Here is a 26,324-nt window from a genome sequence, read left to right as displayed (position 1 = left end):
TATGAAATGGGTATTACGCATTTTCGGCATACTTACCGCAATATTCATTGCGGTGATTGCCTTTTTATGTGTGCCTAATACTCAACTTGCTACTCCCATTAACTGGATTTTACCGAAAGAGTGGAAAGTGAAAATCCCACAAGGGTTACACCTGAATTGGCAAGGTTCATCAGTTTCACAATTTCAACTTTCTTATCGAGATTGCCCGCTGATTAGTGCAGATAAAACAGATCTCACTTGGATTAAGCAAAACCACCTATTTGTTGAAAAATTAGACATTGACTACTACTGCTTATCACTCTTTCCCAAATCGGAAAATAATTCCAACACTTCGCTAAAAGCATTACTGGCGGTGATTCCTGATGGCGAAGCAACTATCCACTCTCTTAATTGGAAAAATCTCCCAGAGAATTTTAACCCAAGAATTATCCACTTGTTAGAACAACAAACCGCCTTGAAAATTTCTCTGTTCAATGCGGAAATCAAGGCTACATTAGCTCAACAAGCGGTCGATTTTTCCGCATTTTTTACAAATGGGAAATTGAATGCCGATTTAACTTACCAACCGAGCAAACAAGAGCAACATAAGCTTACACTTTCTGCTGAAATTGAAGATAATTTTCTTACACTTCCACACACTCTTTCAGCAGAATATTACTGGCAGCTGCCCGATGAAATCATTACAACCAAAGCCTTACAAAACGGGCATTCAACCTTGAATTGGCAGAAAAACGCCCAACAACAATTTGAAGGAAACTGGCAGGCAAGCCTTAGTAGTGAAAATGATAAGCTCAATTTTCCTTTTCTGTTTGACGGCAAAAGCCTAGAAATCAAACAAGGGCGTTTTGACTGGAGCTTAACCGAACGTTTTCCGCTTCACGGCTTTGTTACAGCAAAATTTACTCCACAATCTTTTACCAACAAGCCATTTTTACCTCTCAAAACGGCTATTCGTATCAGCTTACTTTCTCAAAACAGTTGGGGAAAAGGCAATATTGTTATCTCCAATTCAGAGGGTGAAATTACCGAACAAGGGCTAAATTTACCACTGCGTCTGACGGGTAATATTAAGCACGGTAACTTTATTTTATACAGCAGTATTCCGCTGGATTTTCAGGGTAATTACGATGATTTAACCTTGAAGTTTTTACCCACTTCCCTGCTTCGTTTGACAGGGAAAGAGCGTTATTTAACGATTGAAGATTTACGTTTTCCGCTTGCCGGGATCAAAATAGATAAACAAGGTATTCACGGGCGATTACACGCCATTCTTCGAGGACAAAGTCCTGACTTTAAAAATATTGAATTCCATTTAGATGGACAAGCTCAAAATTTTAAAGCAGGAGCGTTAGATTTTTTCCAAGATCCGAAAGACCCAAAAGCCGTTAAAGACAGCTGGAAGTGGCGAATTTGGGGAAACTCCAATCTTAACGCTTTTAACAGTAAAGTAAATTTAAGCGGCAGAGGGCAATGGCATAAAAATACGGTGCAGCTTAACGAACTAAAGGGCGATTTATCCTCTGTGAGGCTTGATGGCACAACTATTTCCAAAACAGAGCTAACCAACGCCCAAACAATACAATTTAATATCAAAAAATTCACGCTTGACGGAGCTATTCAGCTCAAATCACCTGAAATTAAGTTTGATTACGGTGGGCTGCTACCAAAACCACAAGCAAAACTTGCTTTTAGCGGTGAGTTAGAAAATCTTAATTTCAAAGGTACAGTAAATACCACCGAACTTGGTCCGCTTAGATTATTTGCTCGCCGCCAATTAACCGCAGATGCCAGCCAAATTATCGGTAAACTCTATTGGCTAGAGCAGTCTGCACAAGGCTTTCAACCTCTTTTTCCATTCCGTAGCCAATGGATAATTAATAACGGCGCAATTCGTGGCGAAACGGCATTTACCGCCAGTGCAGAAAAAGGTTTAATTGCAGGCGGGCATTTAACCATTCGCAACGGAGGATTATCCTTACCCGATGGCGAGGCAAAAGGCATTGAATTTGCTCTACCTTACCGCTATCAAGATGGACGCTTTCATTTCGGCGTAAAAAAACCGATTGATGTCAAAGTCGCACAAATCAAACTCGGCGAGTTAGCCCTTGATAATGCCTCAATGAAAATTAATGGTTACTACCCTTACACTAAATCTAAGCCATTGAATTTAAATCAATTATCCTTTAATTTATTTGGCGGCAAACTCAATGTAAAACGCTTCGCCTTACCGCAAACCGAAATTGCTTATCTGAATTTAGAGCGGTTAGATTTTGAGAAAATTTTGCAATTTATGCAATATCAACAAATCGATCTGAAAGGCAAAGCCAACGCTACTTTGCCATTTTGGCTAAGCGGCAAACCTTGCTACATCTGCGATGGCTTACTTACACAAGCGGAAACCTCTTATTTAACCTTTACCCCTGAATTGCTTTCAGAAATGAAGAAAAGTGGTTACACCGAGCAAATTTTGTTACATTTAGTGGATAAAAGCACGATTAATGATTTTCGCAGTCTGATTAATGTCGGCTCAAAAGGCGATTTAGTGTTGGACGGAAAATTAAAATTATCGTCTAACCAAGATCAATCCAAAGTGAATTTAAACTATAATCACCGAGAAAATATGTTTGATTTGTGGAAATTAATTAACTACAGCTCACAATTTGAGCAAAAGCTAGAAAATTATCTCTACCAAAAATTAGATGATGAATAAAAATAACGGAAGAAAAATGAAAACAGCCTCATTTTGTTTTGCAATTTTTTTGCTAAATTTGACCGCTTGTACACCCAAAGTGCAGCTCGAAACGCCTGCTGATGGGATAACCATTAATATGAATGTAGTGGTAGATCACCGCATTGATGTGAAGATGGACGAAAAATCCCGTGCGGTGATCATGAAAAGTGAAAATAAAACAAAAAATTAGTTAAAGATTCCCATTTGGTGATCTTTAAATTGTTGATAAATATCGGCTAATTTTTCCCCTGTTGGTAATACCAAATTCGGGCTTAAATCAAACATCGGCACAATCACGAATTCACGATTTTTCATCTCAATATGTGGCACGTTCAAACGCTCGGTTTGAATTTGCTCATTGCCGTATAAAATAATATCCAAATCCAACGTCCGCTCGCCCCAACGGCGTAAACGCACTCTGCCCTGTTCATTTTCAATGCTTTGTAACTTATCTAGCAATTCAGTTGGCGATAATTCGGTTTCAAATTTCGCTACGGCATTCACATAATCAGGCTGATCTTGCGGTCCAACAGGTTTTGAGCCATAAAATGGGCTAACCTCAAAATGAATTGCAAATTTTTTCAATTTTTCGACCGCTTGTTTAATCTGCTCAAGCGGATTATCAAGGTTTGAGCCTAAGGCGATGTAGACAGTTTGCATAATTTTCCTTTCCTAAAAAAGTAGGAGCGAAAGATTTTTCGCCCCTACAACATTATTCAGTTTTAGATGTTTTCGTTTTTTTCTTAAACGTTCTACGGCGGCGTTTTTTCTTCGCTTCAGGCTGAACATTAGGCAAATGACGAACCGATTTTAACAACTCACCACGTTGCCCCTCATTGCTGAATTGGTATTCGTGCCACCAAGCAGCCAGTTCAACTAAATCGCCGCCTTCAATCTCCGCACGCATCACTAACAAGTCGAAGCCTGCACGGAATTTGATATGTTCCAGCGTTTGTTGCGGGCGGTTGCCACTACGTTTCATCATTTGGAATTGCAATGCCCAAATATCACGAATAACCGAAGTATGGCGACGGTGCAAGGCGATAGCTTTGCAGCTATCTGCCAAGATGTCATTTGCCGCTAACATCATTGCATCGTGGCTGTTGAAACCACCTTCATTTTTAAGCTGTTCCATTTTTTCACGCAATGGATACCAAAGCAGTGCAGCAAATAAGAAAGCTGGATTAACAGGCAATTGATCCGCAATGCGTTCATCTGTTGAGGCTAATGCTTTATTAATCATACGCTCAGCATTTGAATCCCCTTTTGGGGTGAAAAACGGCGTTAATACAGGGAACAAGAATTGCCACAAATCGTATTCACGTAATAATTGATAGGTTTTTAGCCCTGCTCCTGTTTGTAATAATTTGAGCGATTCATCAAACAAACGAGCCGCCGGGATATTCGTTAAAAGCACCGCCATATCACGAATTGGAGCTTCTGTTGCTTTATCAAGGAACATATCCAGCTTCGCCATAAAACGAATGGCTCTGATCATACGCACAGGGTCTTCTTGGTAGCGGATTGCAGGCTCGCCGATGAGCGATAATTTGCCTGCTCGTAAATCCTCAATACCGTTGAAGAAATCAAAAATCAAGTTACGCTTAGTATCGTAATATAACGCATTGACGGTAAAATCACGGCGTTCGGCATCGTCTCTTAATGTGCCGTATACATTATCACGCAATAGCATTCCTTCATCGCTTACTTTCGAGATTTTGTCATTGCTATGGGAAGCGTGCCCTGCTCGGAAGGTTGCCACCTCAAAAATTTCACGCCCGTAAACAATGTGAGCTAAGCGGAAACGACGACCAATCAAGCGGCATTGTCTGCCGAAAATACGTTGAATTTCTTCCGGGCGAGCATTGGTGGCAATATCAAAATCTTTTGGTTTTTTTTCAAGTAATAGATCACGAATACAACCACCAACAATATAGGCTTCAAACCCGGCAAGATGTAATTTATCTACAATCGAAAGAGCATTTTTAGGGAAATCCTTCGGACTAATCCCATATTGAGCTGCACTTACCGTGAATTTTTTATGTAGGAGATGAGAAGGCACATCTGTTTGATGACCTTTACTGCCTTTTTTATGGCTTTTTTGTTCTGTTAATTTAGGAGCTGAACGTTTAGAGCGACCGGATTTAGTTGTTTTCTCCGCTCTCGGTTCAACTTCTGGCTTATTTTCCTTCTCTTGCTTTTTGGGTTTGGAAAATAATGACTTAATATAATTAAAAATAGTACACCTCTAAATAGTAAATGCCTCTTTAAAAGAGGCATTATGTAACTTGATTATAAACCTAGCTGCTTCTCACGAATTTCAGCTAATGTTTTGCAATCTATACATAAATCTGCAGTTGGGCGAGCTTCTAAGCGTTTGATGCCGATCTCAACACCACAGGTTTCACAAAAACCGTAATCATCTTCTTGAATTTTATGTAACGTTTGCTCAATTTTTTTCAACAATTTACGTTCACGATCACGATTACGAAGTTCTAAACTAAACTCTTCTTCTTGACTTGCACGATCGTTAGGGTCAGCGAAGTTCGTCATATCTTCTTGAAGCTGGCTTTTTGTGCGTTCTGCTTCTTCCATAATTTGACCGTGCCACGCTTTCAGAATTTTTTTGAAATGCTCACGTTGAGCTTCATTCATATACTCTTCATCTTTTGCCGGCTCATAAGGCTCAACACCTGCTAATGCTAATAAACCAAGAGAGGTGGTTTTAGCCGCTTCAGTCATAGATTACTCCTTGTTTGGAATTTTATTGTTAAAATTATATCCCGAATACAACCTAACTTCCTTGTAACTACATTATACGAAAAAATCAACATCTTCGGGTTTTTAGTAATGGCGGCTATAAATAACACAAAATCGAATGACTAACAAATAAATTTGCAAAAATTTTGCATTTCTATTGATTTATTTGCTCAAAATTATAGCCGAATTTACGTTCGGCTATCATTCTGTTTATTTCTTACCAGCTTTTTGACCAATCGGCGAGCCATTTTTGAATCGTTTCATTAGAGGGCGGAGTAAATTCTAATGTGTTGTAGGTTGGCATTTCTGCAAAAGCAGGATCAACACCTTCCGCTAAAACAGGATTCATTACATTATGGTAAGAAATAATATGTTGCGACTCCGGCTTATGCAAAAATGCTAAAAATTGATTTGCTAACGCTCTTTGTTTAGTCGTTTTTACAATTGCCGCATTTTCTACTTGAACTAAATGCCCTTCCTCAAATGGAGCTGCCACATATTTATCGGTGTTTTCGTGCCATTTATGATATAAAGGCGATGTAGTATAACTTAATACTAAATCCGATTCCCCTTTTAAGAAAGCTCCATAAGTTTCAGACCAGCCTTTACCGACCGTTACGGTATGTTTTGCCAATGTTTTCCAAGCCGTTGGAGCTTCATCACCATACACTTGATTTAGCCACATTAAGAAACCACGTCCAACGCTACTGGTTCTTGGATCTTGGTAGATAATCTTTAAGTCTTGGCGTTCAACCAGCTCTTTCAAACTTTTCGGCGGATTTTTCAACTTTTCTTTATCGTAAATAAAGGCATAAGAGCCTGTATCATACGGAAAGAAAATTTTATCTTTCATCTCTAATTTGGTTTTTGCCTCAAATTCCGTAAACAAACCTGAATTTTCAGCTTCAGTTTGCAAGAAATTATCAATGCCTAACACCACATCGGCTTTGGTTTTTTCACCTTCTAAACGCACACGGTTGAACATTGTTACACCATTATCAAACGGCATAAATTTTAAATCACAGTTACACTCTTTCTCAAAATTTTGCTCTAATTTTGCAGCCGGACCATATTCAGAGGCAAACGAACTATAAGTGTAAACGGTAAGTGTTGGTTGGTTGGCAAAAGCGGTGGCGGTAAGTAGTGCCAATGAAGATAAAATCAGTTTCATAAAAAGTCCTTCTAAATTACGTTGATAGAAGGATTTAAGAGGCAAGTTTGCTATCTCAAATCCCTACGCTGATATTAATCAGATCAGGTTCTATGGGTATTTCTCAGCCACAAGCGGTCGGATTTTAGAGAAAATTTGCAAATTTTTAAGCAAATTAAACCGCTTGTTGCACCCCAATGAGAACGCTTTATTGTAAAAAGTTTGTTGCTGAATTTCAATATTCGCAAACGTTTGCTATTTAGCAAAAAAATCATTATACTACCCACCTAGTTCAAACAAGGAACTAGAAATGAATTATCCTACTTTAATAATGACTCCAAATTCTACGCAGCTACGCATCGTTTCACGAGGCGTGGCTGTTTTTTTATTCATTTCTAAACATTAAAAATCGCTCTTAAAGGCGATTTTTTTATGATACTTAATCTACATTGACAATATTGAAAGGAATAGCATAGATGAGCCAATTGATTCGTACCCTAAAAGGTCATATTCGTGATGAAATCATTAAAAAAGGCGGCTGGGTAAATGCTCACGCTCACGCAGATCGTGCATTTACAATGACACCCGAGAAAATCACTGTTTATCAAAATGCGAATCTACAACAAAAATGGGACTTGGTAGATGAAGTAAAACGTAATTCAAGCGTAGAAGATTACTACCGTCGCTTCTCTCAAGCGATTGAATTGATGATTTCACAAGGGGTTACTGCATTCGGTACTTTTGTAGATATCGATCAGGTATGTGAAGACAGAGCCATTATTGCCGCTCACAAAGCCCGTGAAGTGTATAAAAACGATATTATCTTAAAATTTGCTAACCAAACCTTAAAAGGAGTGATTGAGCCAACGGCGAAAAAGTGGTTTGATATTGGCTCTGAAATGGTGGATATCATCGGTGGCTTGCCTTACCGTGATGAATTAGATTATGGCAAAGGCTTGGAAGCAATGGATATTTTAATGGAAACTGCCAAATCACAAGGTAAAATGTTGCACGTTCACGTCGATCAATTTAACTCACCAAAAGAAAAAGAAACCGAGCAACTGTGCGATAAATCAGTAGAACACGGAATGCAAGGACGAGTTGTCGCTATTCACGGTATCTCAATTGGGGCTCACCCAAAAGATTATCGTAAAATGTTGTATCAAAAAATGCGTGATAGCCAAATGATGGTGATTGCCTGCCCGATGGCGTGGATTGATAGTGGTCGTAAAGAAGACCTCCAGCCGTTCCACAACGCTTTAACGCCTGCGGATGAATTAATTCCTGAAGGCATCACAGTGGCGGTGGGGACAGATAACATCTGCGACTATATGGTGCCACTGTGTGAAGGCGATATGTGGCAAGAGTTAAGCCTACTTTCTGCAGGTTGCCGTTTCACAAACTTAGAAGAGATGGCAAATATCGCCAGTATTAATGGACGAAAAGTGTTGGGTTTATAATTCACAGCTTTATTTATTCAAAATAAAAAAGAGTTAATATTGGCATATTAACTCTTTTTTAGTTCTACTGTACTTGCTTATCTTCTATATTTACCTGCCATTGCTTGGTACACCGCATTTTCATTCGCTAAGATGGTGTACTTGGCATTTAAAATGGCAAGTTGGGAATTACGCTCGGTGTTCATTGCTGCTATCCATTCACGGAATTCTGAAACACCTTGTTCATAACGATTTTTGTAGTATGTACTGATGCGTTTATCTTGATTATATGCATCTTGTAGCACTTTTAACGAGCTTCTTGATTGCGTATAGCCATAATAATAACGGTCAATTTCATTTAACGCCGAAGTAATTTTTTGCTCATAATTTAAACGAGCCGTTACATAATCCGCTTCTGAGATTTTTACATTATTTTTTACACGATTCCAATCTAAGAATGGTAAATCCAGTTTAATTAACGCATTACCAACCGGGTTATCTGCAATATTCCCCACATTTGTAGCATTACCTGTAATAGAACCGCCAATAGTTAAAGTTGGGAACCAACTTTTCTCTGTCGCCGTTAAAGATTTAAAGGCACTTTGTAAACGTTGTAATGAACCCACTACATCAGGGCGATTTGCAATCGCTGAAACCGGCACATTTAAATCCACACCTTGCAATTTCACGTTCATAATATTTGGATAGCGGATATTAAGCGGTGTATTTGGGTGAACATTTAGCAAATTACGTAACGTCTGCTCAGCCGTTTTTTGCATTGTGCGTAATTCAATCACCTTGTTGCGAGCAGTTAAAACTGCTTGCTGTGCTTGATCTACCGCTAAACGGTCAATTGCACCTGCATTCATCTTATTCGTTAAAATACGGCTGATTTGCTCATAGTTTTTAATGCTTTCTTCGGTAATACGAATAGCATCACGGTAATAAGCTAATTGATAATAAGTAGTTACTACAGAGTTAATAATAGATAAGCGAGTTGCTTTTAAATCTTCAACTGTCGCTTTATGAACCCATTCTGCCGCACTCGCGGTGTCAGCTAAACGCTGCCATAAATCAATGGTATAACTTAAATTGAATGCTGCTTGAGCCGCTGTAGTTGAAACACCGGTTGAAATATTATTAGAAGAAGCCGAACCCAATCCTTTTGCGGCTGAAGCAGAACCTGAACCACTAAAGGTTGGAACTAGATTTGCCCCCACTAAGTTCGCATTATAAAGAGCTTTATTTACTGCAATCCCACTTTTTGCTAAATCAAGATTGTTTTTAACGGCTAAATCAACAACACGGTTTAATTCCGCATCACTATAACCTTGCCACCATTGCTCATTAATTTGATATTGCTTAGTGATTTCATCATAACTTTGATAAGTTTCTTGTGCTTTTTGCAAAGAACCATCATTGCTCATATTTCCGGTGGTACAAGCCGTTACCGTTAAGGCTAACACCACAGAAAAGGCTAATTTTGAGAGTTTCATTCTATGTCCTTATTTGGGATAAAATAATTTTGTAAAAAAATTTGGGTAGAAAACCGGCGTATTCTACCCAAAAACTACGTTTCTTTCCAGCTAAAATGAACGCTTGTTCATTTAGTTATGTAATAGTTCACTAATCAGATTGGTATGACGAATTTTCTGACTATTTAAACTGACACGCTCTGCCACTAGAATTGCTTTTAGCTCAGAAAGAGCTTGTTCAAAGTTATCATTAATAATCACGTAATCAAACTCATCATAATGGCTCATTTCAGAAACGGCTTCTGCCATACGTTTTGCAATGGTTTCTGCTGAGTCTTGCCCTCGCCCGATTAAGCGTTTTTCGAGTTCAGCTTTTGAAGGTGGTAGAATAAAGATCGTTTTCACATTTGCCACTTTTTCCCGAATTTGTCTTGCCCCTTGCCAGTCAATATCAAGGAACACATCAATCCCTTGCTCAAGGCTACGTTCAATCATTGGTAGCGATGTGCCATAGTAATTACCGAACACTTCCGCCCATTCCAAAAAATGCTCTTGCTCAATTAAACGCTTAAATTCTTCGTGGTTGGTAAAGTAATAATGCACGCCATCTTGTTCAGCGGGACGTGGATTACGGGTTGTGTGAGAAACAGAAAGTTGGACTTCAGAACGTGGCAAATCAGCTAATAATGCGTTAATTAACGACGATTTACCTGCACCACTGGGTGCTGAAATAATATAAAGATGACCTAAACTCATTTTCTTAATCAATTTAAAACAGATAAAAATAATGGACAATTTTCATTGTCCATTACACAAAATTACTTACGAGCCAAAGGCGGAACAAAGGTAATACCTAAATCCCAAGGCTGCTCAATCCAGGTTTCTTGTGGAATGTCGATGATATAATCATCAACTAATGGAGCACCTTGTGGTTTAGCAAATACGGTTACAAAACGTGCTTTCGGGTACATTCTGCGAATTTCTTTTGCGGTATTGCCGGTATCCACCAAATCATCTACTACAATAAAACCTTCGCCGTCAGTTTCAGCTGCGTGTAATACTTTTAATTCACCTTGATTATCGTGATCGTAGCTTGCGATACACACTGTTTCTACGTGGCGAATACCCAACTCACGTGCTAAAACAGCTGCAGGGAATAAACCGCCACGGCTCACTGCAATAATCCCTTTCCACTGAGAAGCGGGTAATAAATTTTCTGCCAACTTACGGGCGTGCATATGGAACATATCCCACGTTACCACATATTTTTCGTTTGTGTATTTTTCGCTCATAGAAACAACCTAATATAAAATTGGGGCTCACCCCGATATAAAAAATTGCACTAGAATAACCTGAAAATGGTTTTTTCGCCATCATTTCATTCATTTTTTTATACAACTTATTACGCAACCGTATGCGTAGTGCAAAAAATCAGCACTAAAATAGCTTCTCTAACGTAAAAAACAGTTCTTTATTTTGTCGAGAGTAAAAATCGGCAATATTACTATCCATTTTTTGATAACGGAAATTCAACTTCGGCACAATGCCTTGCCAATGCCAAGTACGATTCCAAACCGCAAGATTAACTTGATATTCCTTATCTTGCCGTTTATAGCCAAATAAATAGTGCTTATCGGCAAAATAGCGTTTTCCAAAGCCTAAACTTGCCTGAGTTGCCCATTTTTCGCCCTGATAAACCGCCCCAACTCTTGCTAACCACTTATTTGACGTTTGAGCTTTCTCACGAGCGATTTCACGACTGCCGTCTAAATTTGCAAAAAATCGCCAGTTTTTGACCGCTTGCCACTGCAATCCACCACTGATTTGGTGCTGATAACTGTTATAACGACTTGCGGTTAGCTCATCAAAATAGCGTTTTTGTAAATGCGTAAAACTCCCCGACACCAACCATTGCGAATTGAGATAACGCAAACCACTTACCGTTGCTCCAAATTGGTAATTATAACGGCTACTTCCCAACCAATTCTGCTCAATAAACGGCGAAAAGCTCAAACGATAACGAGCCGTACGGTAACTATAATTTGGCGAGATAGAAAGAGATTGCTCACGGTAATCTTGATTATCCCAATAATAAATACCACTATAATTTAGCCCTAATCCTACAAAATGATTACCACGCAAATTCTGCAATTTGTTTAACCCGAAGCCATAGCGAATGCCTTTGGCTGATTGTGGTAAATTTTCTTCATTTTTGCGGAAAATCCGCCCATTTACGTTCACAATCGGCGAAGATGACGCATTATTCACATTATTGGTTTGGGTATATTGCAGATAAAAATCAGGCTGCCAACGCTCATTTTCTGCAATTTGCATTTGAGTATTCGCCGCAATTTTGCCTAAATCGGGCGGTAAATTGGCTTGAATATGGCTAAATTCACGCTCCGCCTCACTAAATTGCTGATCTTCTGCCAAAACTAAGGCTAAATCAAAACGTGGATAAACCAAATTGGGATTTCTGGCGAGTAATTGGCGGTAGTGAAAAATGGCTGAATGATGATCTTTTTTCGCATAGGCAAGTGCCGCTTTGGCGTAATGCCAAAGTAAAGGATCAACATTGAGCATTTGCTGATAGCGGCTTAAAAGCGGTGCTAAATTTTCCCAATCTTGGCTCAAAATTGCTTGATTAATTTGCTGTTCAACAGTCTGATTGAATGCATATTCAGGTTGGTAAGCGGTCGTTTTTTGTGGCTTTTTTGCAAATTTTTGTTCAAATTTCACCGCTTGTGAATGACGTTCAAACGAAATCGGGTCGGTGTTGTGCTCAATTACCGTTTCTGCCAAAGCAAAAGGGCTGAAAAGTGGAAATAACAGGGTATATTTTTTCATAAAGATAAAGAAAATGGGTAGATACGGTTAATATAAATGCCGTTTAATTTGTTGTTAAACGGCATTGGATATTAGAAAAGGTTATTATTGGATATCGCCACGAGTGCCGGCAAGACCGTAATTATCTTTACCTAATGTCATTTTACCACCAATTTCTTCTGCATTTGGTCCAAAGAATTCAATTCGATAAGAACCATCTGAATCAAAGCTTGAGGAAGCTTTTCCACTAATTCCACCCTTAGAAATTTTTCCTTCTGCTAATACAACATTTGGTTCGTGTCTTAAGCTATCTACTTTACCTGACCCTATACGTTTACCAAAATCGACATTATAGCTAAGTTTTCCTTGCCCTTCACTACCAGTATGGTAGGCATCAAAGGCGTGCCCTAAATAAGTTGCCTTACCCTCAGTAGGGATAGCATCTACTTTAGTTTTCAAACCTTTAGCACGAGGATTAAAAGAATTCTCAGATACAAATCCACCGTTAATAGTACCTGTTTTAGAGGAATAATTTCCAACCACCACAGAATATTTTTGGTTATAAAGTAATGAACCCGATGTATTTACAGTATTTTCGGTGTAAGTTGTGCATCCACCATTACTACAGCTTGTACTAGAACTATTAATTGGAGAGAATGATTTATTGTACTCTGTCAAACCATTCTGCCAATTTGCACTAGTAATACCTTTAGCATTATCAATAACCATTACATCAAGATTTGCTTTTGCAATATCACTAGTACTTTCTATATTATTTTTTGCAAAAATCTGAGCTTTTGAATCTGGTAATCCTTCTGATTTTGCCATTTCAACTAATTGATCAAAGCGAACTTTTTCCGCTGCTAAACGTTCTGCTTCTGCTTTCTCTTTCGCCGCTTTTTCTGCCGCTAAACGCTCTGCTTCCGCTTTCTCTTTCGCTGCTTTTTCTGCCGCTAAACGCTCTGCTTCTGCTTTCTCTTTCGCTGCTTTTTCTGCTGCTACTGCTAAACGTTCCGCTTCTGCTTTCTCTTTCGCTACTTTTTCTGTTACCAGACTTGAAATATCTTTATCTGCATTAGTAATATCTGCATCTACTGCACTATATTCTGAAGCTAATTGTTGTGCTTGCTCCTCTGATAAGCCTGCTTTTAATGCAGCTTTGTGTACTTTGTTATATTTTTCCCAACCTAAACTTGATAAGTAATTATTTGGCTCCCCATTTAAATTATCCTTAGCAAAACTCTCTGCTTCTGAATCAGAATATCCAGCCTTAATTGCAAGTGCTTTTAATCGCTCAATTTCCGTTTTCTCTTTCGCTTCTTTTTCTGCTGCTAAACGTTCCGCTTCCTCTTTCGCCGCTTTTTCTATTGCTGCTTTTTCGGCTTCTAAACGCTCTGCTTCGGCTTTCTCTTTCGCTGCTTTTTCTGCCGCTAAACGCTCTGCTTCCGCTTTTTCTTTTGCTGCTTTTTCGGCTGCTAGACGTTCCGCTTCCGCTTTCTCTTTCGCCGCTTTTTCTGCCGCTAAACGCTCTGCTTCTGCTTTCTCTTTCGCTGCTTTTTCTTTAGCAGCCTTGTCCTTCGCTGCCTTCTCAGCTACGGCTTTATCGGTTTGTTGTTGAGTGGTTTGCGGTTTAGCATTCGGTTTTGTTGCATTGTTAGAGTTGCCACCGGAGCCGCCACTACTACAAGCCGTTAAACTCAATAAAATCAAACTTGCCAATGTTACTTTTTTGATAGACATAGAATGTTCCTTTTGTAAGATAAAAGATGATTTTTGTGTTTAAAACACACGCAGATTGTACAAAAAAAAAACAACTCGTCATCAAGTACTTTTTTCACTTTTTTAAGATTTTTTTATTAAATTCATCTCAAATTATTCTACAATGGTAGAGATAGCTATCCAGCTTAAATACAAGCGGTGATTTTTTCTCAATTTTTTACAAAAGGAGCTCATTATGTCTGAAATTTCAACTCTCGCCCCTCAACTGCTCTGGCAATGGTTTGATAAAGTGTGTGCTATTCCCCACCCCTCTTATCACGAAGAGGAATTGGCTGAATTTATTGTAAATTGGGCAAAATCGAAAAATTTCTTTGTAGAGCGTGATGAAGCGGGTAACGTGTTAATCCGTAAGCCTGCAACGGCAGGAATGGAAGATCGTGCCGTCATTGCCCTACAAGCTCATTTAGATATGGTGCCACAAGCCAATGCCGGCACAGTTCACGATTTCAAAAAAGACCCAATCCAGCCTTATATTGACGGTGAATGGGTGAAAGCGAAAGGTACAACACTTGGGGCTGATAACGGCATCGGTTTAGCTTCGTGCTTAGCGGTGTTAGATAGTGATGATTTAGCCCACCCAACCATTGAAGTGCTGCTCACAATGACGGAAGAAGCGGGAATGGAAGGGGCGATTGGTTTACGCCCGAACTGGCTGACTGCCGATATTATGATTAATACCGATACCGAAGAAAATGGTGAAATTTATATCGGCTGTGCCGGTGGCGAAAATGTGAATATAACGCTTCCCGTTTTTTTAGTGCCACATCAGCAAGATGCGACTCTTACCTTTACGCTTAAAGGCTTACAAGGCGGGCATTCAGGTTGTGATATCCACACAACTCGAGCAAATGCGATTAAAGTTTTTGCTCGTATATTGGAAGAAGCTTACAACGAAGTGGAATTTCAAATTTCCGCTGTTCAAGGTGGTTCTGTGCGTAACGCTATTCCACGTGAAGCTCACGCAACACTGATTGTTTCTGCAGAAAATAAGGAAAAATTGACCGCTTGTTTAACCCAAACTGCCGAGCAATTAAAAACAGAGCTCAGAATTGCAGAGCCAAACTTCCAATTTTTCATTGAAGAAGCTGACGTGCCTGAACAAGCATTCGACCCGGCAAGTACCGCACGTGTAATTCACTTCATTAACGCTCTGCCAAATGGTGTGGTGCGTAATAGCGATGTTGTGGAAAATGTGGTGGAAACTTCATTAAGCATTGGCGTGCTGAGTACCAAAGAGAGCGATGTAAAAGCGACTATTCTTGCTCGCTCTTTAATTGAAGGTGGCAAAGCCGATATTCGCAGTAAAATTCGCTCATTAGCTACCCTTGTGGGAGCGGAGGTTGATTTTTCCGGCAATTATCCGGGCTGGGAACCAAATCCAGATTCAAAAATCACCCCATTAACCAAAGCGATTTATGATGATATTTTAGGTTATGAATCTCAAATTAAAGTTATTCACGCAGGTTTAGAATGCGGTTTAATCAATAAAATCTATCCTAATATGGATTTTGTGTCGATTGGACCAACTATTCTCAACGCCCACTCACCAGATGAAAAAGTGCATATTCCGGCGGTGGAAACGTATTGGAAGTTATTAACACAGATTTTGGCACAAACTCCAAAGAAATAATCTAAGATATATTAAAAAATGCCCTCAACTGGAGGGCATTTCACTAGCTACGGCTTGGAATATATTGGAATGACCCACCTAGAGCTTGAGCATACTTTATTAGAGTATCTGCTTTCGGAATAACCAAACCTCTTTCAAGACGACTGATATTTTGGGTTTTAATACCTGTTCGTTGTGCAATCTCTTGTTGAGAAAGTTTTTGAGAAATACGATCTTGTTTTAGTTGTTGAATCATCGCTTGTTGCAATTTATGCACTTTTAAACGCTCTATAAAACTTGGATCTTGCTCCAGTAACTCCTGTTTAAATTCATCTAAAGACACAAACTCTAATTTTTCATTTTCCATTAGTTACTCCTTATTTTGCTGAGCAAGCTGTAATTTAACTTGCCGCATTCTTTCTTTGGCTAGATGTAAATCTTGTTTTGGAGTCTTCTGCGTTTTCTTTTGTATAGCGTGAATTACATAAATCTGCTTACCAATATGAAAAAAGAAGAAACTGCGAGCAATACCATCTTTAGCAGAAGTTCTTAACTCCTTAAGACTATCACCTAAATCCCGTACTTTAGGCTCTTGCAAGTCATTGCCATAAACTGCAAGATCATCTAAATCAAAATAGATTTTCTCTTGTAATGATAAAGGCATTTTAGAGATTGCTTTTTTCGTTTGAGCTAAAATATGTACTGTAAAATTAGGCTTTACTTCCTCATTCATTTCTACCATAGCAACCTCAAAAATAATCATTTATGATGATTTTATCTAATAAGCAACAAGGTGTAAATTAAATAATTTCTTAAATAGAACAAAGGCGGATAAATTTCCGCCTTTACATTATCTATAAATATCTTCCCCATTTCGTCTGGTTTTGAGCAAACGTAAAATCCAAACATATTGCTCCGGGTTCTTCTCTACAAAATATTCAATCACTCGGTTCATTTCTCGGGCAGATTGAACAGGATCGCCTGAAAATTCAAGTGGTGGTAAAATTTCCATTTCATATTTTGCTTTTTCGGCATTATAGATTGAGAACATTGGAATCACTTCCGCGTTAGCTACTCTCGCCATTTTATTTAAACCGGGAAGAGTGGCTTTTTCAGTTGCGAAGAAATCTGCGTACACACTTAATTCTTCACCAAAATCTTCATCCGGAAGGAAATAACCGACATCGCCTTTGCGTACATCCGCTAAAAAGGCTTTAATACCATTTTGCCGAGTATGCATTCTTCCACCTAAACGCTCTCGGGTAATGTTCCATAGCCAATCGACTAACGCATTGCGGTGTGGATTGTACATTGAGGTCATCGGATAACCTAACGAGAACATTGCCACGCCCGCCATATCAATAGACCAAGTATGTGGCACAAGCATTATCACGTTTTTACCGCTCTCTTTGGCTTTTACTACGTGTTCAAAGCCTGTAAATTCACAACGTTTTTGCAAATAAGCAACAGGGCGAATAGCCGTTTCACCAATCGCTAACATTGTTTGAGCCACTGTGATAAACATTTTTTCAACTACATCTTCCCGTTTTTGCTCACTCCACTGCGGAAAGCAATAGCGTAAGTTTACTTTTGCCCGATGATAGCCTTTTTTATTTTTCTTTTTGAGATATTTATAGGCAGTTCTTCCCACAAAAGCAGAAAATTTATCTCTTATTCCTGCCGGCACATACGCCAAAATCACAAGTCCCAATACGCCTAACCACACCCCCCAATACTTTGGGTGGAGAAAAGACCATAGGAATTTGTGAGTGTAACCGTCTTGAGCGGTAATTCTTGTCATTCTGTATTCCTCAATATTATTGCTACTTTCTTTATCAACAGAGATGAATAACGCTAGATAAATTCCCCTCTTTAGCAAAGAGGGGTCTTAGATCTCCATAATGTTACTGTCAAAGAAAGTAATACAATCACTTCTTATCAATAATATTCTTCACCGCCAATATCACCCCAAGCCCAATAAAGGCTCCCGGCGGTAAAATCGCAAGTAACAATCCTGAATCAATATGTAATACATCAATATAGAGTGCTTTTGCCCAGTTGCCGAGTAATAAATCTAAACCGTAGAAAAGCGTTCCATTACCGATAATCTCACGCAATGCCCCCAGCACCACAAGGCTTAAGGTCATACCTAACCCCATTGAAAAACCATCAAAGGCGGAGAATTTTACTTCATTTTTCGAAGCATAGGCTTCTGCTCGCCCGATAACAATACAGTTGGTAACAATCAACGGAATAAAAATACCTAGCGATTGATACACAGGGAATGCAAAGGCATTCATTAGAAGCTGTACTGCCGTTACAACGGTTGCGATAATCATCACATAAACCGGAATGCGGATATCGTGCGGCGTAATTTTACGGAAAAGCGAGACGGTTACATTGGTAAAAATCAGCACAAACATTGTCGCTAAGCCTAAACCTAACGCATTGGTTACGCTGTTTGAAACCGCCAGCAACGGGCAAAGCCCCAATAATTGAACTAACGCACCGTTATTTTTCCATACACCATCGGTAAACAGATCTCGCCAAACAGCCACCTGTTTGGGCTCTATCTCAATATTGGTTACAGGGATTTGGTTTTCTCTTTCCATTTTATACCCTATTTACAATCTTTAAATTGGTCGATCATTTGCGGATTTTGTGCAAGCTCTGTGAGAGCCCATTTTGCACTTTGGCGGATATTATTCACTACTGCACGAGGCGTAATGGTCGCACCAGTGAATTGGTCAAATTGTCCGCCATCTTTTTTCACATTCCATTCGGCTTCATTTTCTAAGCTAAAATGTTTATTAGTGAAAGATAAAATCCAGTCTGACACACGAGTTTCAATTTTATCACCCAAGCCCGGCGTTTCTTTATGTTCTAGCGTGCGTACACCTAACAGATTACCATTTGGCTCTATTCCCATTAATAATACGATATTGCCTGAATAACCGTCCGGAGCTGTACTTTGAATTAAGTAAGCGGTCGTTTTTTCCGATTTTTTTGCAATATAAATGCGGTTCAGATAAGGAGCATTTTCAAGCTGAAGCAGTTTACAACTGCCTAATACATCATTGTCAAAAAGGCTTCTCGGCACAACTTCTTCTAATAATTTACGTTGCTGCATTGCCGTTACATCGTCAATTCTGCCTTTAGTAAGCAGATACACACCGGTGGAAACTGCGGTACTTAACAACGCAATCAAGCCTAAAATTAAGGCATATTTTAACGTGATTTTTGAGGTATTCATTATTTTCTATCCAATTTCGTACCGTAAAGTCTTGGTTGTGTGTAGTGGTCGATTAACGGTACGCAGATATTTGCCAATAATACGGAAAACGCAATTGCATCAGGATAATTGCCGTAATAGCGGATCACATAAAGCAAAACGCCGACCAACGCCCCGAAAATCAGTTTTCCTCTTGGGGTAATAGAAGCACTGACAGGATCAGTAGCAATAAAAAACGCCCCAAACATCATCGCACCACTGAATAAATGGCTGACAAAATGAAGATATGCTTGATCTGTTACCAACTCAGTTATACCACTTAAAACGATAAAGGCAGCAAGCATTGAAACAGGAATTTGCCAATGGATAATTCGCTTATAAATCAGCACAAGTCCACCTAATAAAAAGGCAATATTCAGTTGTAGCCAGCCTGTTGCAAATAATCCGTTAAAAATCGGCGTATTCATTACAGCAGCGAAACCGGATTTGGCTAAACTGCTTTTCATACTGTCTAACGGTGTGGCTTGTGCGATGCCATCAACGCTACTCACTAATTGGTGAAGGCTAAAACCATCGCTGGTTACTCCACTGAAAATTAATGAAATTGCATCACTAAATGTAGGTGGCTCATTTAACAAATCAATCGGCACAATCCAAGAAGTCATCTGTACAGGGAAAGAAACCAATAATAAGGCATAACCAATCATTGCAGGATTAAACAGATTCTGCCCTAAGCCGCCATAGCTATGTTTTGCTAATAAAAGAGCGGCAATAATACCAATGATGATGATCCAATAAGGAGCATAAGGTGGGATCGACATTGCTAAAATCAATGCGGTTAAAATGCCCGACATATCCGCCAAATAGAAAGCGGTCGTTTTTTTGCGTAATTTTGCAATTCCCACTTCAATGATAATTGCCAACGCAATCGCAATCACAATTTGGATTAGCACCCCGAAACCGAAATAGTAAAGTTGAACCCCAAGTGCGGGCAACATCATCGCAATAACCCACAGCATAAAATTTGCTGTAAGATTGCTTGAATGGGTATGTGGGGAACTTACAATTTTGAACATTAATATAAGCCTTTTTATAAAAAATAAGAAAAGATCTAATTAAACCTTTGGCAAATTCAAATTAAACCGAATTGCTAATAAGCGGATAATAATAACGGTGAAAACAGTGGCGAGATAAACCCAATCACTTTCTAGCCCAAATGAATTTGCCATCACAAAAATCACACCACCAATCAAGCTTGCCGTTACATAAACTTCTTTTTGTAGCACAATCGGCACTTCATTGCGTAAAATATCTCGAATCACACCACCGAAACAACCGGTAACACCGCCCAGTGCCACACAAATTAATGGGTGAAGCCCAAAATCTAAGCCTTTTTGTACCCCAATCACCGTAAATACACCAAGCCCAATCGCATCGAATACCAACAAGCCTGTTTGCCAACTTTTGCGGGAAATTTGATTGCGGAAAATCGCCGTAATTACTACTGCCAAGCTAATCATCAGCACATAAATCGGCTGCTTCATCCAAAATACCGGAGTTGAGCCAATCATCATATCCCTCAATGTGCCACCACCTACGCCTGTTACAAACGCTAAAATAAACATTCCGAAAATATCCATTTTGTGCTGGCGAGCCGCAATTGCCCCTGAAATGGCAAACACGATTGTACCGATTAAATCCTGAATAAACAGGAACGACCAAGGCAGTGGTGGAATTAGCTCACTAAACATCTTTTTGCTCCTGTTCAGCTTGCTTACGAGCTTTGGCTCGAGCAATGGCAGCAGCTACAGCGGCTTTGCGTGGATCTTCGCTTTCCGTTTTGGGCGAATTGCTATTCGCCCCTACAGTTGTAATATTTTCTGCTTTTTCAACCGCTTGTTGAGCTTCTTTTTTCGCTTTGGCTCTGGCAAGGGCGGCAGCAACCGCCGCTTTGCGTGGATCGGTTTCCACATTTTCTGTAGGTTCAGGCGAACTGTAATTCTCCCCTACAGTTGCAATATTTTCTGCTTTTTCAACCGCTTGTTGAGCTTCTTTTTTCGCTTTGGCTCTGGCAAGGGCGGCAGCAACTGCTGCTTTGCGTGGATCGGTTTCCACATTGTTTGTTGTTTCGGGCGAATTACTGTTCTCCACTACAGGATCTTTCTGAGCCTCTTTTTTCGCTTTGGCTCGAGCAAGTGCTGCGGCAACTGCAGCTTTGCGAGGGTCAGTTTCAGCATTATCTGTGGCTTCAGTTTCAGTGTTTGCAATATTTTCTGCTTTTTCGACCGCTTGCTCTGCCTGTTTAGCTAAACGTCTGGCTTTACGTTGTGCCATTAAATCGCTGTTATCAGGCTCGCCGTTAGGTTTTGCTTGTACTTCTGTTGGCGTTTCTTGGGCTGTTTCAGCTGCTTTCTTCGCTTTCAAACGTTCAAGAGCGGCTTTTACAGGATCAACACCACCCGCATTTGCCACTTCTTCACGACGTTTTTCAGCCGCTTGGGTAATTCGAGCCGTTCTTGCATCTCGTTCTTTTTGTAAACGGGCTTCTCGTGCTTCAAAACGGATTTTAGCTTCTTCTGCCTTGCGAGCTTTTTCTTCAATTTCATTGATTTTCGCTTTTTCTTGGCGGAAATACTGAATAAGTGGAATATAGCTTGGGCAAACATAGGCACAAACGCCACACTCAATACAAGCATCCAAATTGTACTCTTTAGATTTGTCGTGATCTTCCGCTCTGGCAAACCAATAAAGCTGCTGTGGTAATAACCCCACAGGGCAAGCATCAGAGCAGCTTGAGCAGCGAATGCAACTACGTTCAGGTTCCGGTGGTGCGTATTCAAAATGATCCGGGGCAATCAAGCAGTTTACGGTTTTGGTTACAGGAGCTTGCAATGAAGGCAAAATAAAGCCCATCATTGGTCCGCCCATAAACACAGGAAAACGCTTGTCAGCTTGGTAGTCCACTTGTTCTAACAAATGCTGAATTGGTGTACCGAGCCTTGCCCACACATTGCCTTTGTTGCGGATTTTGTCGCCAGTCAGAGTAACCACTCGCTCAATTAACGGCTCGTCATCAATAATCGCACGTTTAACGGCATACGCTGTGCCGACATTGTGCATTACAATACCCATTTGAATCGTGCGTTGTCCTGCCGGAATTTCAAGCCCGGTCAATACTTGGATTAACTGATCAGATGCCCCGGACGGATATTTAGTCGGAATGGCTCGCACAAACATATCATTTGAACCTTTCAAGGCTTCTTCTAGTGCTTTAATGGCGTGCGGTTTGTTATCCTCAATCGCAATTACCACTTCTTCGGGGCGAAGCACATAACGCAAGATCCGAATTCCCTCAATCAGATCCTGCGTACAATCTTGCATTAAGCGGTCATCACAAGTGATGTAAGGTTCACATTCTGCCCCGTTAATCACAAGCAATTTACAGCGTTTATCCGCAAGGCTTAATTTTGTTGCAGTTGGGAATACCGCACCGCCTAAACCGGCAATACCATATTGGTAAACTTTTTGGATAATTTGATCGCTTGTAAGACTTAGGAAATCCTCTATCGGCTGGCGTTCTACCCACTCATCTTTGCCATCGGTTTCGATGATAATCGTCATTTCAGGTAAGCCCGAAGCGTGGGTGGAAACATAAGGCTCAATGCCAATCACTCGTCCTGATGTTGGGCTATGTACCGGAAGCTGACGGTAGTTATCACCTTTAGTGAGCGGTTGCCCTTTTAGCACCAAATCGCCCACTTTTACTAATAGCTCTCCCGCCCAACCGGAATGCTGAACCAGCGGCACATAGAAAAAGCGAGGTAAATTGAGGGTTCGAATCGGCTTACTATTAGATTGATCTTTATTTTCCATCGGGTGAATACCACCCGGGAAATCCCATAACTTGCCGGTTTCTTTGTTTTGGCGGATACGCTCAATCACTAAGTTAGGATTGCTCATTCTTCCCTCCGCCTGTTACCAATTTTTTCTGTAATTCTGTTGTATTTACCACAGGAATAATTAAATTTTGGTCAAATTTCCAATTCCACGAGTTCGTGGTTTGTTTAACCGGGATCATTTCAATACAGTTAGTTGGGCAAGGGGCAACACAAAGCTCGCAACCTGTACAGAGATCAGGAATGATCGTGTGCATTGCTTTGTTCGTACCGATAATGGCATCAACAGGACAAGCCTGAATACATTTAGTACAACCAATGCAAAGATCTTCAATCACAAAAGCTACTTTGACTTCGGGCTCTTCCATTCCCTCCATTGGCGGTACTTCAACCCCTAATAGCTCGGCAAGATTAACCACCAAAGGTCGTCCACCCGGTACACATTTTGTAATGACATCACCATTAGCAATCGCTTCTGCGTAAGGTTTACAACCCGGATAACCGCATTGCCCGCATTGGCTCTGCGGTAATAAAGCATCAATTTGTTCAACAATCGGATCGGCTTCAACTTTTAGCTTAATTGAGGAATAGCCCAAAATCGCCCCGAAAATCAGTGCGATAAAAGCGATAGCGATAAGAATATAAGCAATAATTGGTAAATCAAGCATTAGAGTTTCACCAATCCTGTAAAGCCCATAAAGGCAAGCGACATCAAGCCTGCGGTAATTAAGGCGATAGATGCTCCTTGGAATGGACGAGGCACATCAGCAGCGGCTAAACGTTCACGCAGAGCGGCAAATAATACCAAAACAAGCGAGAACCCAGCTGCGGCACCGAAACCATAAAGTACGGATTCCACTAGGTTATTAGATAAATTCACGTTTAATAACGCCACCCCAAGCACCGAACAGTTAGTAGTAATCAGCGGTAAGTAGATGCCTAATAAGCGATAAAGAGTCGGGCTGGTTTTATGAACAATCATCTCCGTTAGCTGAACAATCACCGCAATCACCAAAATAAACACCAAGGTTCTTAAAAACTCGGCATTGAGCGGCTCAAGCAGGTAAGTTTCCACCAAATAGGCAGAGAGCGAGGCAACCGTCAAAACGAAAGTGGTGGCAAGCCCCATTCCGATTGCGGTTTCTACCTTTTTCGACACCCCCATAAACGGACAAAGCCCTAGGAATTTCACTAGAACAAAGTTGTTGATTAGGGCGGTGCTGATGACTAACAGAATATAATCGACCATAACATCCACAAAATTAAACATACAAGCGGTCAAAAACGCATTTTATTTTGCAAAAAACAGAGAAAATCTGACCGCTTGTTAAAGTAGCTCATTAAAATAAACGTGATATTATCCCCTGTTTTTACTTCATTCACAATAAAAAATCAGAGGTACTTTTTTAAGCGAAAAACCACCCTATATTTCAAGCTAAAATTCAAGTAGAATAAAGCGAATTTTTTTGTGAGGAATACGAACAATGTCAAGTCAATTTGTTTATACGATGCACCGAGTCGGCAAAGTTGTGCCACCGAAGCGTCATATTCTTAAAGATATTTCTTTAAGCTTCTTCCCGGGTGCAAAAATCGGGGTTTTAGGTTTAAACGGTGCGGGTAAATCCACTTTATTACGCATTATGGCAGGTGTGGATAAAGAGTTTGAAGGTGAAGCTCGCCCACAACCTGGCATTAAAATCGGTTATTTACCGCAAGAACCAAAACTTGATCCGCAACAAACCGTGCGTGAAGCGGTTGAAGAAGCCGTTTCAGAAGTGAAAAATGCATTAACTCAATTAGATGAAGTTTATGCAATGTATGCAGACGAAAATGCCGATTTCGACAAGTTGGCAGCGAAACAAGCGGAACTTGAGGCGATTATCCAAGCCCACGATGGTCATAACTTAGATAACCAATTAGAACGTGCGGCAGACGCATTACGCTTGCCGGATTGGGACGCCAAAATCGAGCATTTATCAGGGGGCGAACGCCGCCGTGTGGCACTTTGTCGCTTGTTGCTCGAAAAACCGGATATGTTGTTGTTAGACGAACCGACCAACCACTTGGATGCAGAGTCTGTGGCATGGTTAGAACGTTTCTTACACGATTACGAAGGCACTGTTGTCGCGATTACCCACGACCGTTACTTCTTAGATAACGTTGCTGGCTGGATCTTAGAGCTTGACCGTGGTGAGGGTATTCCTTGGGAAGGTAACTACTCATCTTGGTTGGAGCAGAAAGAAAAACGTCTTGCCCAAGAGCAAGCAGCGGAATCGGCTCGTCAAAAATCGATTGAGAAAGAGTTGGAGTGGGTACGCCAAAATCCAAAAGGTCGCCAAGCGAAAAGCAAGGCACGTATGGCTCGCTTTGACGAACTTAACAGCGGCGAATATCAAAAACGTAACGAAACCAACGAACTCTTTATTCCACCTGGTCCACGTTTAGGTGATAAAGTGATTGAGGTGCAAAATTTAACCAAATCTTATGGCGAACGTACTTTAATTGATGATCTCTCATTCAGCATTCCGAAAGGGGCGATTGTTGGTATTATCGGGGCAAACGGTGCAGGTAAATCCACCTTATTCCGTATGCTTTCAGGACAAGAACAGCCGGATAGCGGCTCTATTGTAATGGGTGAAACTGTGGTGCTTGCTTCTGTGGATCAGTTCCGTGATGCAATGGACGATAAGAAAACCGTGTGGGAAGAAGTATCAAACGGACAAGATATTTTAACCATCGGCAACTTTGAGATCCCAAGCCGTGCTTACGTTGGACGTTTCAACTTCAAAGGTGTGGATCAACAAAAACGTGTGGGCGAATTATCGGGCGGTGAACGTGGTCGTTTACACTTAGCGAAACTTCTACAACGTGGCGGTAACGTACTGTTACTGGACGAACCGACCAACGACCTTGATGTAGAAACCCTTCGTGCGTTGGAAAATGCGATCCTAGAATTCCCTGGCTGTGCAATGGTTATCTCGCACGACCGCTGGTTCTTAGACCGTATCGCCACCCACATTTTAGATTACGGCGATGAAGGTAAAGTAACCTTCTACGAAGGTAACTTCTCCGACTACGAAGAGTGGAAGAAGAAAACCTTTGGTGAAGCCGCTACTCAGCCGCATCGTGTGAAATATAAACGAATTGCGAAATAAAGCGTAATAAACTAAAAAAGCTCAAATCTGCCATCAGATTTGAGCTTTTTCATATCTCTATGTATAAAAATAGAATTTATTTTTTACACGGAGAAACCGCTTCAATAATAGAAATGCCCATAAAGGTCGCATTTTCACATACAGGACCTGAACCGTCGTGTCCACGCACACCTGTACAAGCGGATAATGTTGCAACAACAGATACAACTGCAAAAATTTTCATTATATTTTTCATATTTTGTCTCCTTTAAAATTAAAGCTTTTATATTATA

Annotated in this window: 25 protein-coding genes and 1 riboswitch; of the genes, 5 read left to right on the top strand and 20 right to left on the bottom strand. The window is 40.3% G+C overall.

Features of this window, described 5'->3' with window-relative positions; translation table 11 throughout:
- Position 1: 1 nt before the first annotated feature.
- Both V6W77_RS01340 and V6W77_RS01335 read left to right on the top strand, forming a co-directional pair.
- Entirely contained in the window at positions 2 to 2,710 is a 2,709-nt protein-coding gene (locus tag V6W77_RS01340; protein ID WP_334253553.1) for a YdbH family protein, read from the top strand.
- Between the two features lie 16 nt (positions 2,711 to 2,726).
- Entirely contained in the window at positions 2,727 to 2,921 is a 195-nt protein-coding gene (locus V6W77_RS01335) for a YnbE family lipoprotein (RefSeq protein ID WP_334253552.1), read from the top strand.
- Here the strand turns inward: V6W77_RS01335 and folK are convergent.
- The 4 genes from folK to thiB all read right to left on the bottom strand — a co-directional run bounded on the left by folK (position 2,918) and on the right by thiB (position 6,662).
- Complete coding sequence (folK, locus tag V6W77_RS01330; RefSeq protein ID WP_334253551.1) at positions 2,918 to 3,391, bottom strand: 2-amino-4-hydroxy-6-hydroxymethyldihydropteridine diphosphokinase; 474 nt, start codon at positions 3,389 to 3,391, stop codon at positions 2,918 to 2,920. The two genes, V6W77_RS01335 and folK, sit on opposite strands and share 4 nt — an antisense overlap.
- A gap of 52 nt (positions 3,392 to 3,443) precedes the next feature.
- Positions 3,444 to 4,970, bottom strand: a complete 1,527-nt coding sequence (gene pcnB, locus V6W77_RS01325; RefSeq protein ID WP_334253606.1) for a polynucleotide adenylyltransferase PcnB — start codon at positions 4,968 to 4,970, stop codon at positions 3,444 to 3,446.
- Between the two features lie 53 nt (positions 4,971 to 5,023).
- Complete coding sequence (dksA, locus tag V6W77_RS01320) at positions 5,024 to 5,473, bottom strand: RNA polymerase-binding protein DksA (RefSeq protein ID WP_283386268.1); 450 nt, start codon at positions 5,471 to 5,473, stop codon at positions 5,024 to 5,026.
- Between the two features lie 235 nt (positions 5,474 to 5,708).
- On the bottom strand, positions 5,709 to 6,662 hold the full coding sequence (thiB, locus tag V6W77_RS01315) for a thiamine ABC transporter substrate binding subunit (protein ID WP_334253550.1): 954 nt from the start codon (positions 6,660 to 6,662) through the stop codon (positions 5,709 to 5,711).
- Between the two features lie 42 nt (positions 6,663 to 6,704).
- Positions 6,705 to 6,848, bottom strand: a riboswitch (TPP riboswitch).
- Positions 6,849 to 7,117: 269 nt separating this feature from the next.
- On the opposite strand from thiB, the gene V6W77_RS01310 reads away from it, so the two are divergent.
- On the top strand, positions 7,118 to 8,101 hold the full coding sequence (locus tag V6W77_RS01310; protein ID WP_025236513.1) for an amidohydrolase family protein: 984 nt from the start codon (positions 7,118 to 7,120) through the stop codon (positions 8,099 to 8,101).
- 77 nt (positions 8,102 to 8,178) lie between these two features.
- Here the strand turns inward: V6W77_RS01310 and tdeA are convergent, their stop codons facing one another.
- The 5 genes from tdeA to V6W77_RS01285 all read right to left on the bottom strand — a co-directional run bounded on the left by tdeA (position 8,179) and on the right by V6W77_RS01285 (position 14,121).
- Positions 8,179 to 9,576 (bottom strand): toxin/drug exporter TdeA, encoded by a 1,398-nt coding sequence (tdeA, locus tag V6W77_RS01305; protein ID WP_025236514.1) that lies wholly within the window; start codon positions 9,574 to 9,576, stop codon positions 8,179 to 8,181.
- Between the two features lie 111 nt (positions 9,577 to 9,687).
- Positions 9,688 to 10,311 carry a guanylate kinase gene (gene gmk / locus V6W77_RS01300; RefSeq protein WP_025236515.1) on the bottom strand — a complete coding sequence of 208 codons (624 nt, stop codon included), beginning with the start codon at positions 10,309 to 10,311 and terminating at the stop codon, positions 9,688 to 9,690.
- 62 nt (positions 10,312 to 10,373) lie between these two features.
- Positions 10,374 to 10,847, bottom strand: coding sequence for a xanthine phosphoribosyltransferase (gpt, locus tag V6W77_RS01295; RefSeq protein WP_025216824.1), 474 nt, complete (start codon positions 10,845 to 10,847; stop codon positions 10,374 to 10,376).
- 145 nt (positions 10,848 to 10,992) lie between these two features.
- Positions 10,993 to 12,402, bottom strand: a complete 1,410-nt coding sequence (locus V6W77_RS01290; protein WP_334253549.1) for a surface lipoprotein assembly modifier — start codon at positions 12,400 to 12,402, stop codon at positions 10,993 to 10,995.
- A gap of 84 nt (positions 12,403 to 12,486) precedes the next feature.
- Positions 12,487 to 14,121, bottom strand: coding sequence for a factor H binding protein domain-containing protein (locus V6W77_RS01285; RefSeq protein ID WP_334253548.1), 1,635 nt, complete (start codon positions 14,119 to 14,121; stop codon positions 12,487 to 12,489).
- Between the two features lie 214 nt (positions 14,122 to 14,335).
- Between V6W77_RS01285 and V6W77_RS01280 the strand changes: the two genes are divergently transcribed.
- The gene (locus tag V6W77_RS01280; protein ID WP_334253547.1) at positions 14,336 to 15,790 is read left to right on the top strand and encodes an aminoacyl-histidine dipeptidase; all 1,455 of its coding nucleotides are present in this window, start codon (positions 14,336 to 14,338) and stop codon (positions 15,788 to 15,790) included.
- A gap of 43 nt (positions 15,791 to 15,833) precedes the next feature.
- Here V6W77_RS01280 and V6W77_RS01275 read toward each other — a convergent pair whose 3' ends face one another.
- From V6W77_RS01275 to rsxA, 10 genes are all read right to left on the bottom strand, one after another.
- A complete protein-coding gene (locus V6W77_RS01275) occupies positions 15,834 to 16,136 on the bottom strand; it encodes a helix-turn-helix domain-containing protein (RefSeq protein ID WP_334253546.1) in 303 nt (100 codons plus the stop codon).
- A 3-nt stretch (positions 16,137 to 16,139) separates the two neighbouring features.
- Positions 16,140 to 16,511, bottom strand: coding sequence for a type II toxin-antitoxin system RelE/ParE family toxin (locus tag V6W77_RS01270; protein WP_334253545.1), 372 nt, complete (start codon positions 16,509 to 16,511; stop codon positions 16,140 to 16,142).
- A 108-nt stretch (positions 16,512 to 16,619) separates the two neighbouring features.
- Positions 16,620 to 17,570: a lauroyl-Kdo(2)-lipid IV(A) myristoyltransferase gene (gene lpxM / locus V6W77_RS01265; RefSeq protein ID WP_334253544.1), complete on the bottom strand. Its 951-nt coding sequence runs from the start codon at positions 17,568 to 17,570 to the stop codon at positions 16,620 to 16,622.
- A 127-nt stretch (positions 17,571 to 17,697) separates the two neighbouring features.
- Positions 17,698 to 18,381: an electron transport complex subunit E gene (locus V6W77_RS01260; RefSeq protein ID WP_334253543.1), complete on the bottom strand. Its 684-nt coding sequence runs from the start codon at positions 18,379 to 18,381 to the stop codon at positions 17,698 to 17,700.
- A gap of 8 nt (positions 18,382 to 18,389) precedes the next feature.
- Positions 18,390 to 19,022: an electron transport complex subunit RsxG gene (rsxG, locus tag V6W77_RS01255; RefSeq protein WP_025236523.1), complete on the bottom strand. Its 633-nt coding sequence runs from the start codon at positions 19,020 to 19,022 to the stop codon at positions 18,390 to 18,392.
- Complete coding sequence (gene rsxD, locus V6W77_RS01250) at positions 19,022 to 20,077, bottom strand: electron transport complex subunit RsxD (RefSeq protein ID WP_334253542.1); 1,056 nt, start codon at positions 20,075 to 20,077, stop codon at positions 19,022 to 19,024. Before rsxD ends, rsxG begins: the two co-directional genes overlap by 1 nt.
- A gap of 39 nt (positions 20,078 to 20,116) precedes the next feature.
- Positions 20,117 to 20,752, bottom strand: coding sequence for a trimeric intracellular cation channel family protein (locus tag V6W77_RS01245; RefSeq protein WP_025236525.1), 636 nt, complete (start codon positions 20,750 to 20,752; stop codon positions 20,117 to 20,119).
- Positions 20,745 to 22,961: an electron transport complex subunit RsxC gene (gene rsxC, locus V6W77_RS01240; protein WP_334253541.1), complete on the bottom strand. Its 2,217-nt coding sequence runs from the start codon at positions 22,959 to 22,961 to the stop codon at positions 20,745 to 20,747. The genes V6W77_RS01245 and rsxC overlap by 8 nt, the downstream gene beginning before the upstream one ends.
- Positions 22,948 to 23,565 (bottom strand): electron transport complex subunit RsxB, encoded by a 618-nt coding sequence (rsxB, locus tag V6W77_RS01235; RefSeq protein ID WP_025236527.1) that lies wholly within the window; start codon positions 23,563 to 23,565, stop codon positions 22,948 to 22,950. The genes rsxC and rsxB overlap by 14 nt, the downstream gene beginning before the upstream one ends.
- Positions 23,565 to 24,146, bottom strand: coding sequence for an electron transport complex subunit RsxA (gene rsxA, locus V6W77_RS01230; RefSeq protein WP_334253540.1), 582 nt, complete (start codon positions 24,144 to 24,146; stop codon positions 23,565 to 23,567). Before rsxA ends, rsxB begins: the two co-directional genes overlap by 1 nt.
- 235 nt (positions 24,147 to 24,381) lie before the next feature.
- Here rsxA and ettA point away from each other — a divergent pair, with 235 nt between their 5' ends.
- On the top strand, positions 24,382 to 26,052 hold the full coding sequence (gene ettA / locus V6W77_RS01225) for an energy-dependent translational throttle protein EttA (protein ID WP_025236529.1): 1,671 nt from the start codon (positions 24,382 to 24,384) through the stop codon (positions 26,050 to 26,052).
- A gap of 76 nt (positions 26,053 to 26,128) precedes the next feature.
- Here the strand turns inward: ettA and V6W77_RS01220 are convergent, their stop codons facing one another.
- The gene (locus V6W77_RS01220; protein WP_176672200.1) at positions 26,129 to 26,287 is read right to left on the bottom strand and encodes a hypothetical protein; all 159 of its coding nucleotides are present in this window, start codon (positions 26,285 to 26,287) and stop codon (positions 26,129 to 26,131) included.
- Positions 26,288 to 26,324 lie beyond the last annotated feature (37 nt).

It is taken from the genome of Mannheimia indoligenes (genome assembly GCF_036880405.1).
GTDB lineage: Bacteria > Pseudomonadota > Gammaproteobacteria > Enterobacterales > Pasteurellaceae > Mannheimia > Mannheimia indoligenes.
The sequence above is the reverse complement of the archived record's forward strand: the minus strand, read 5'-3'. Positions and strand labels throughout refer to the sequence as shown.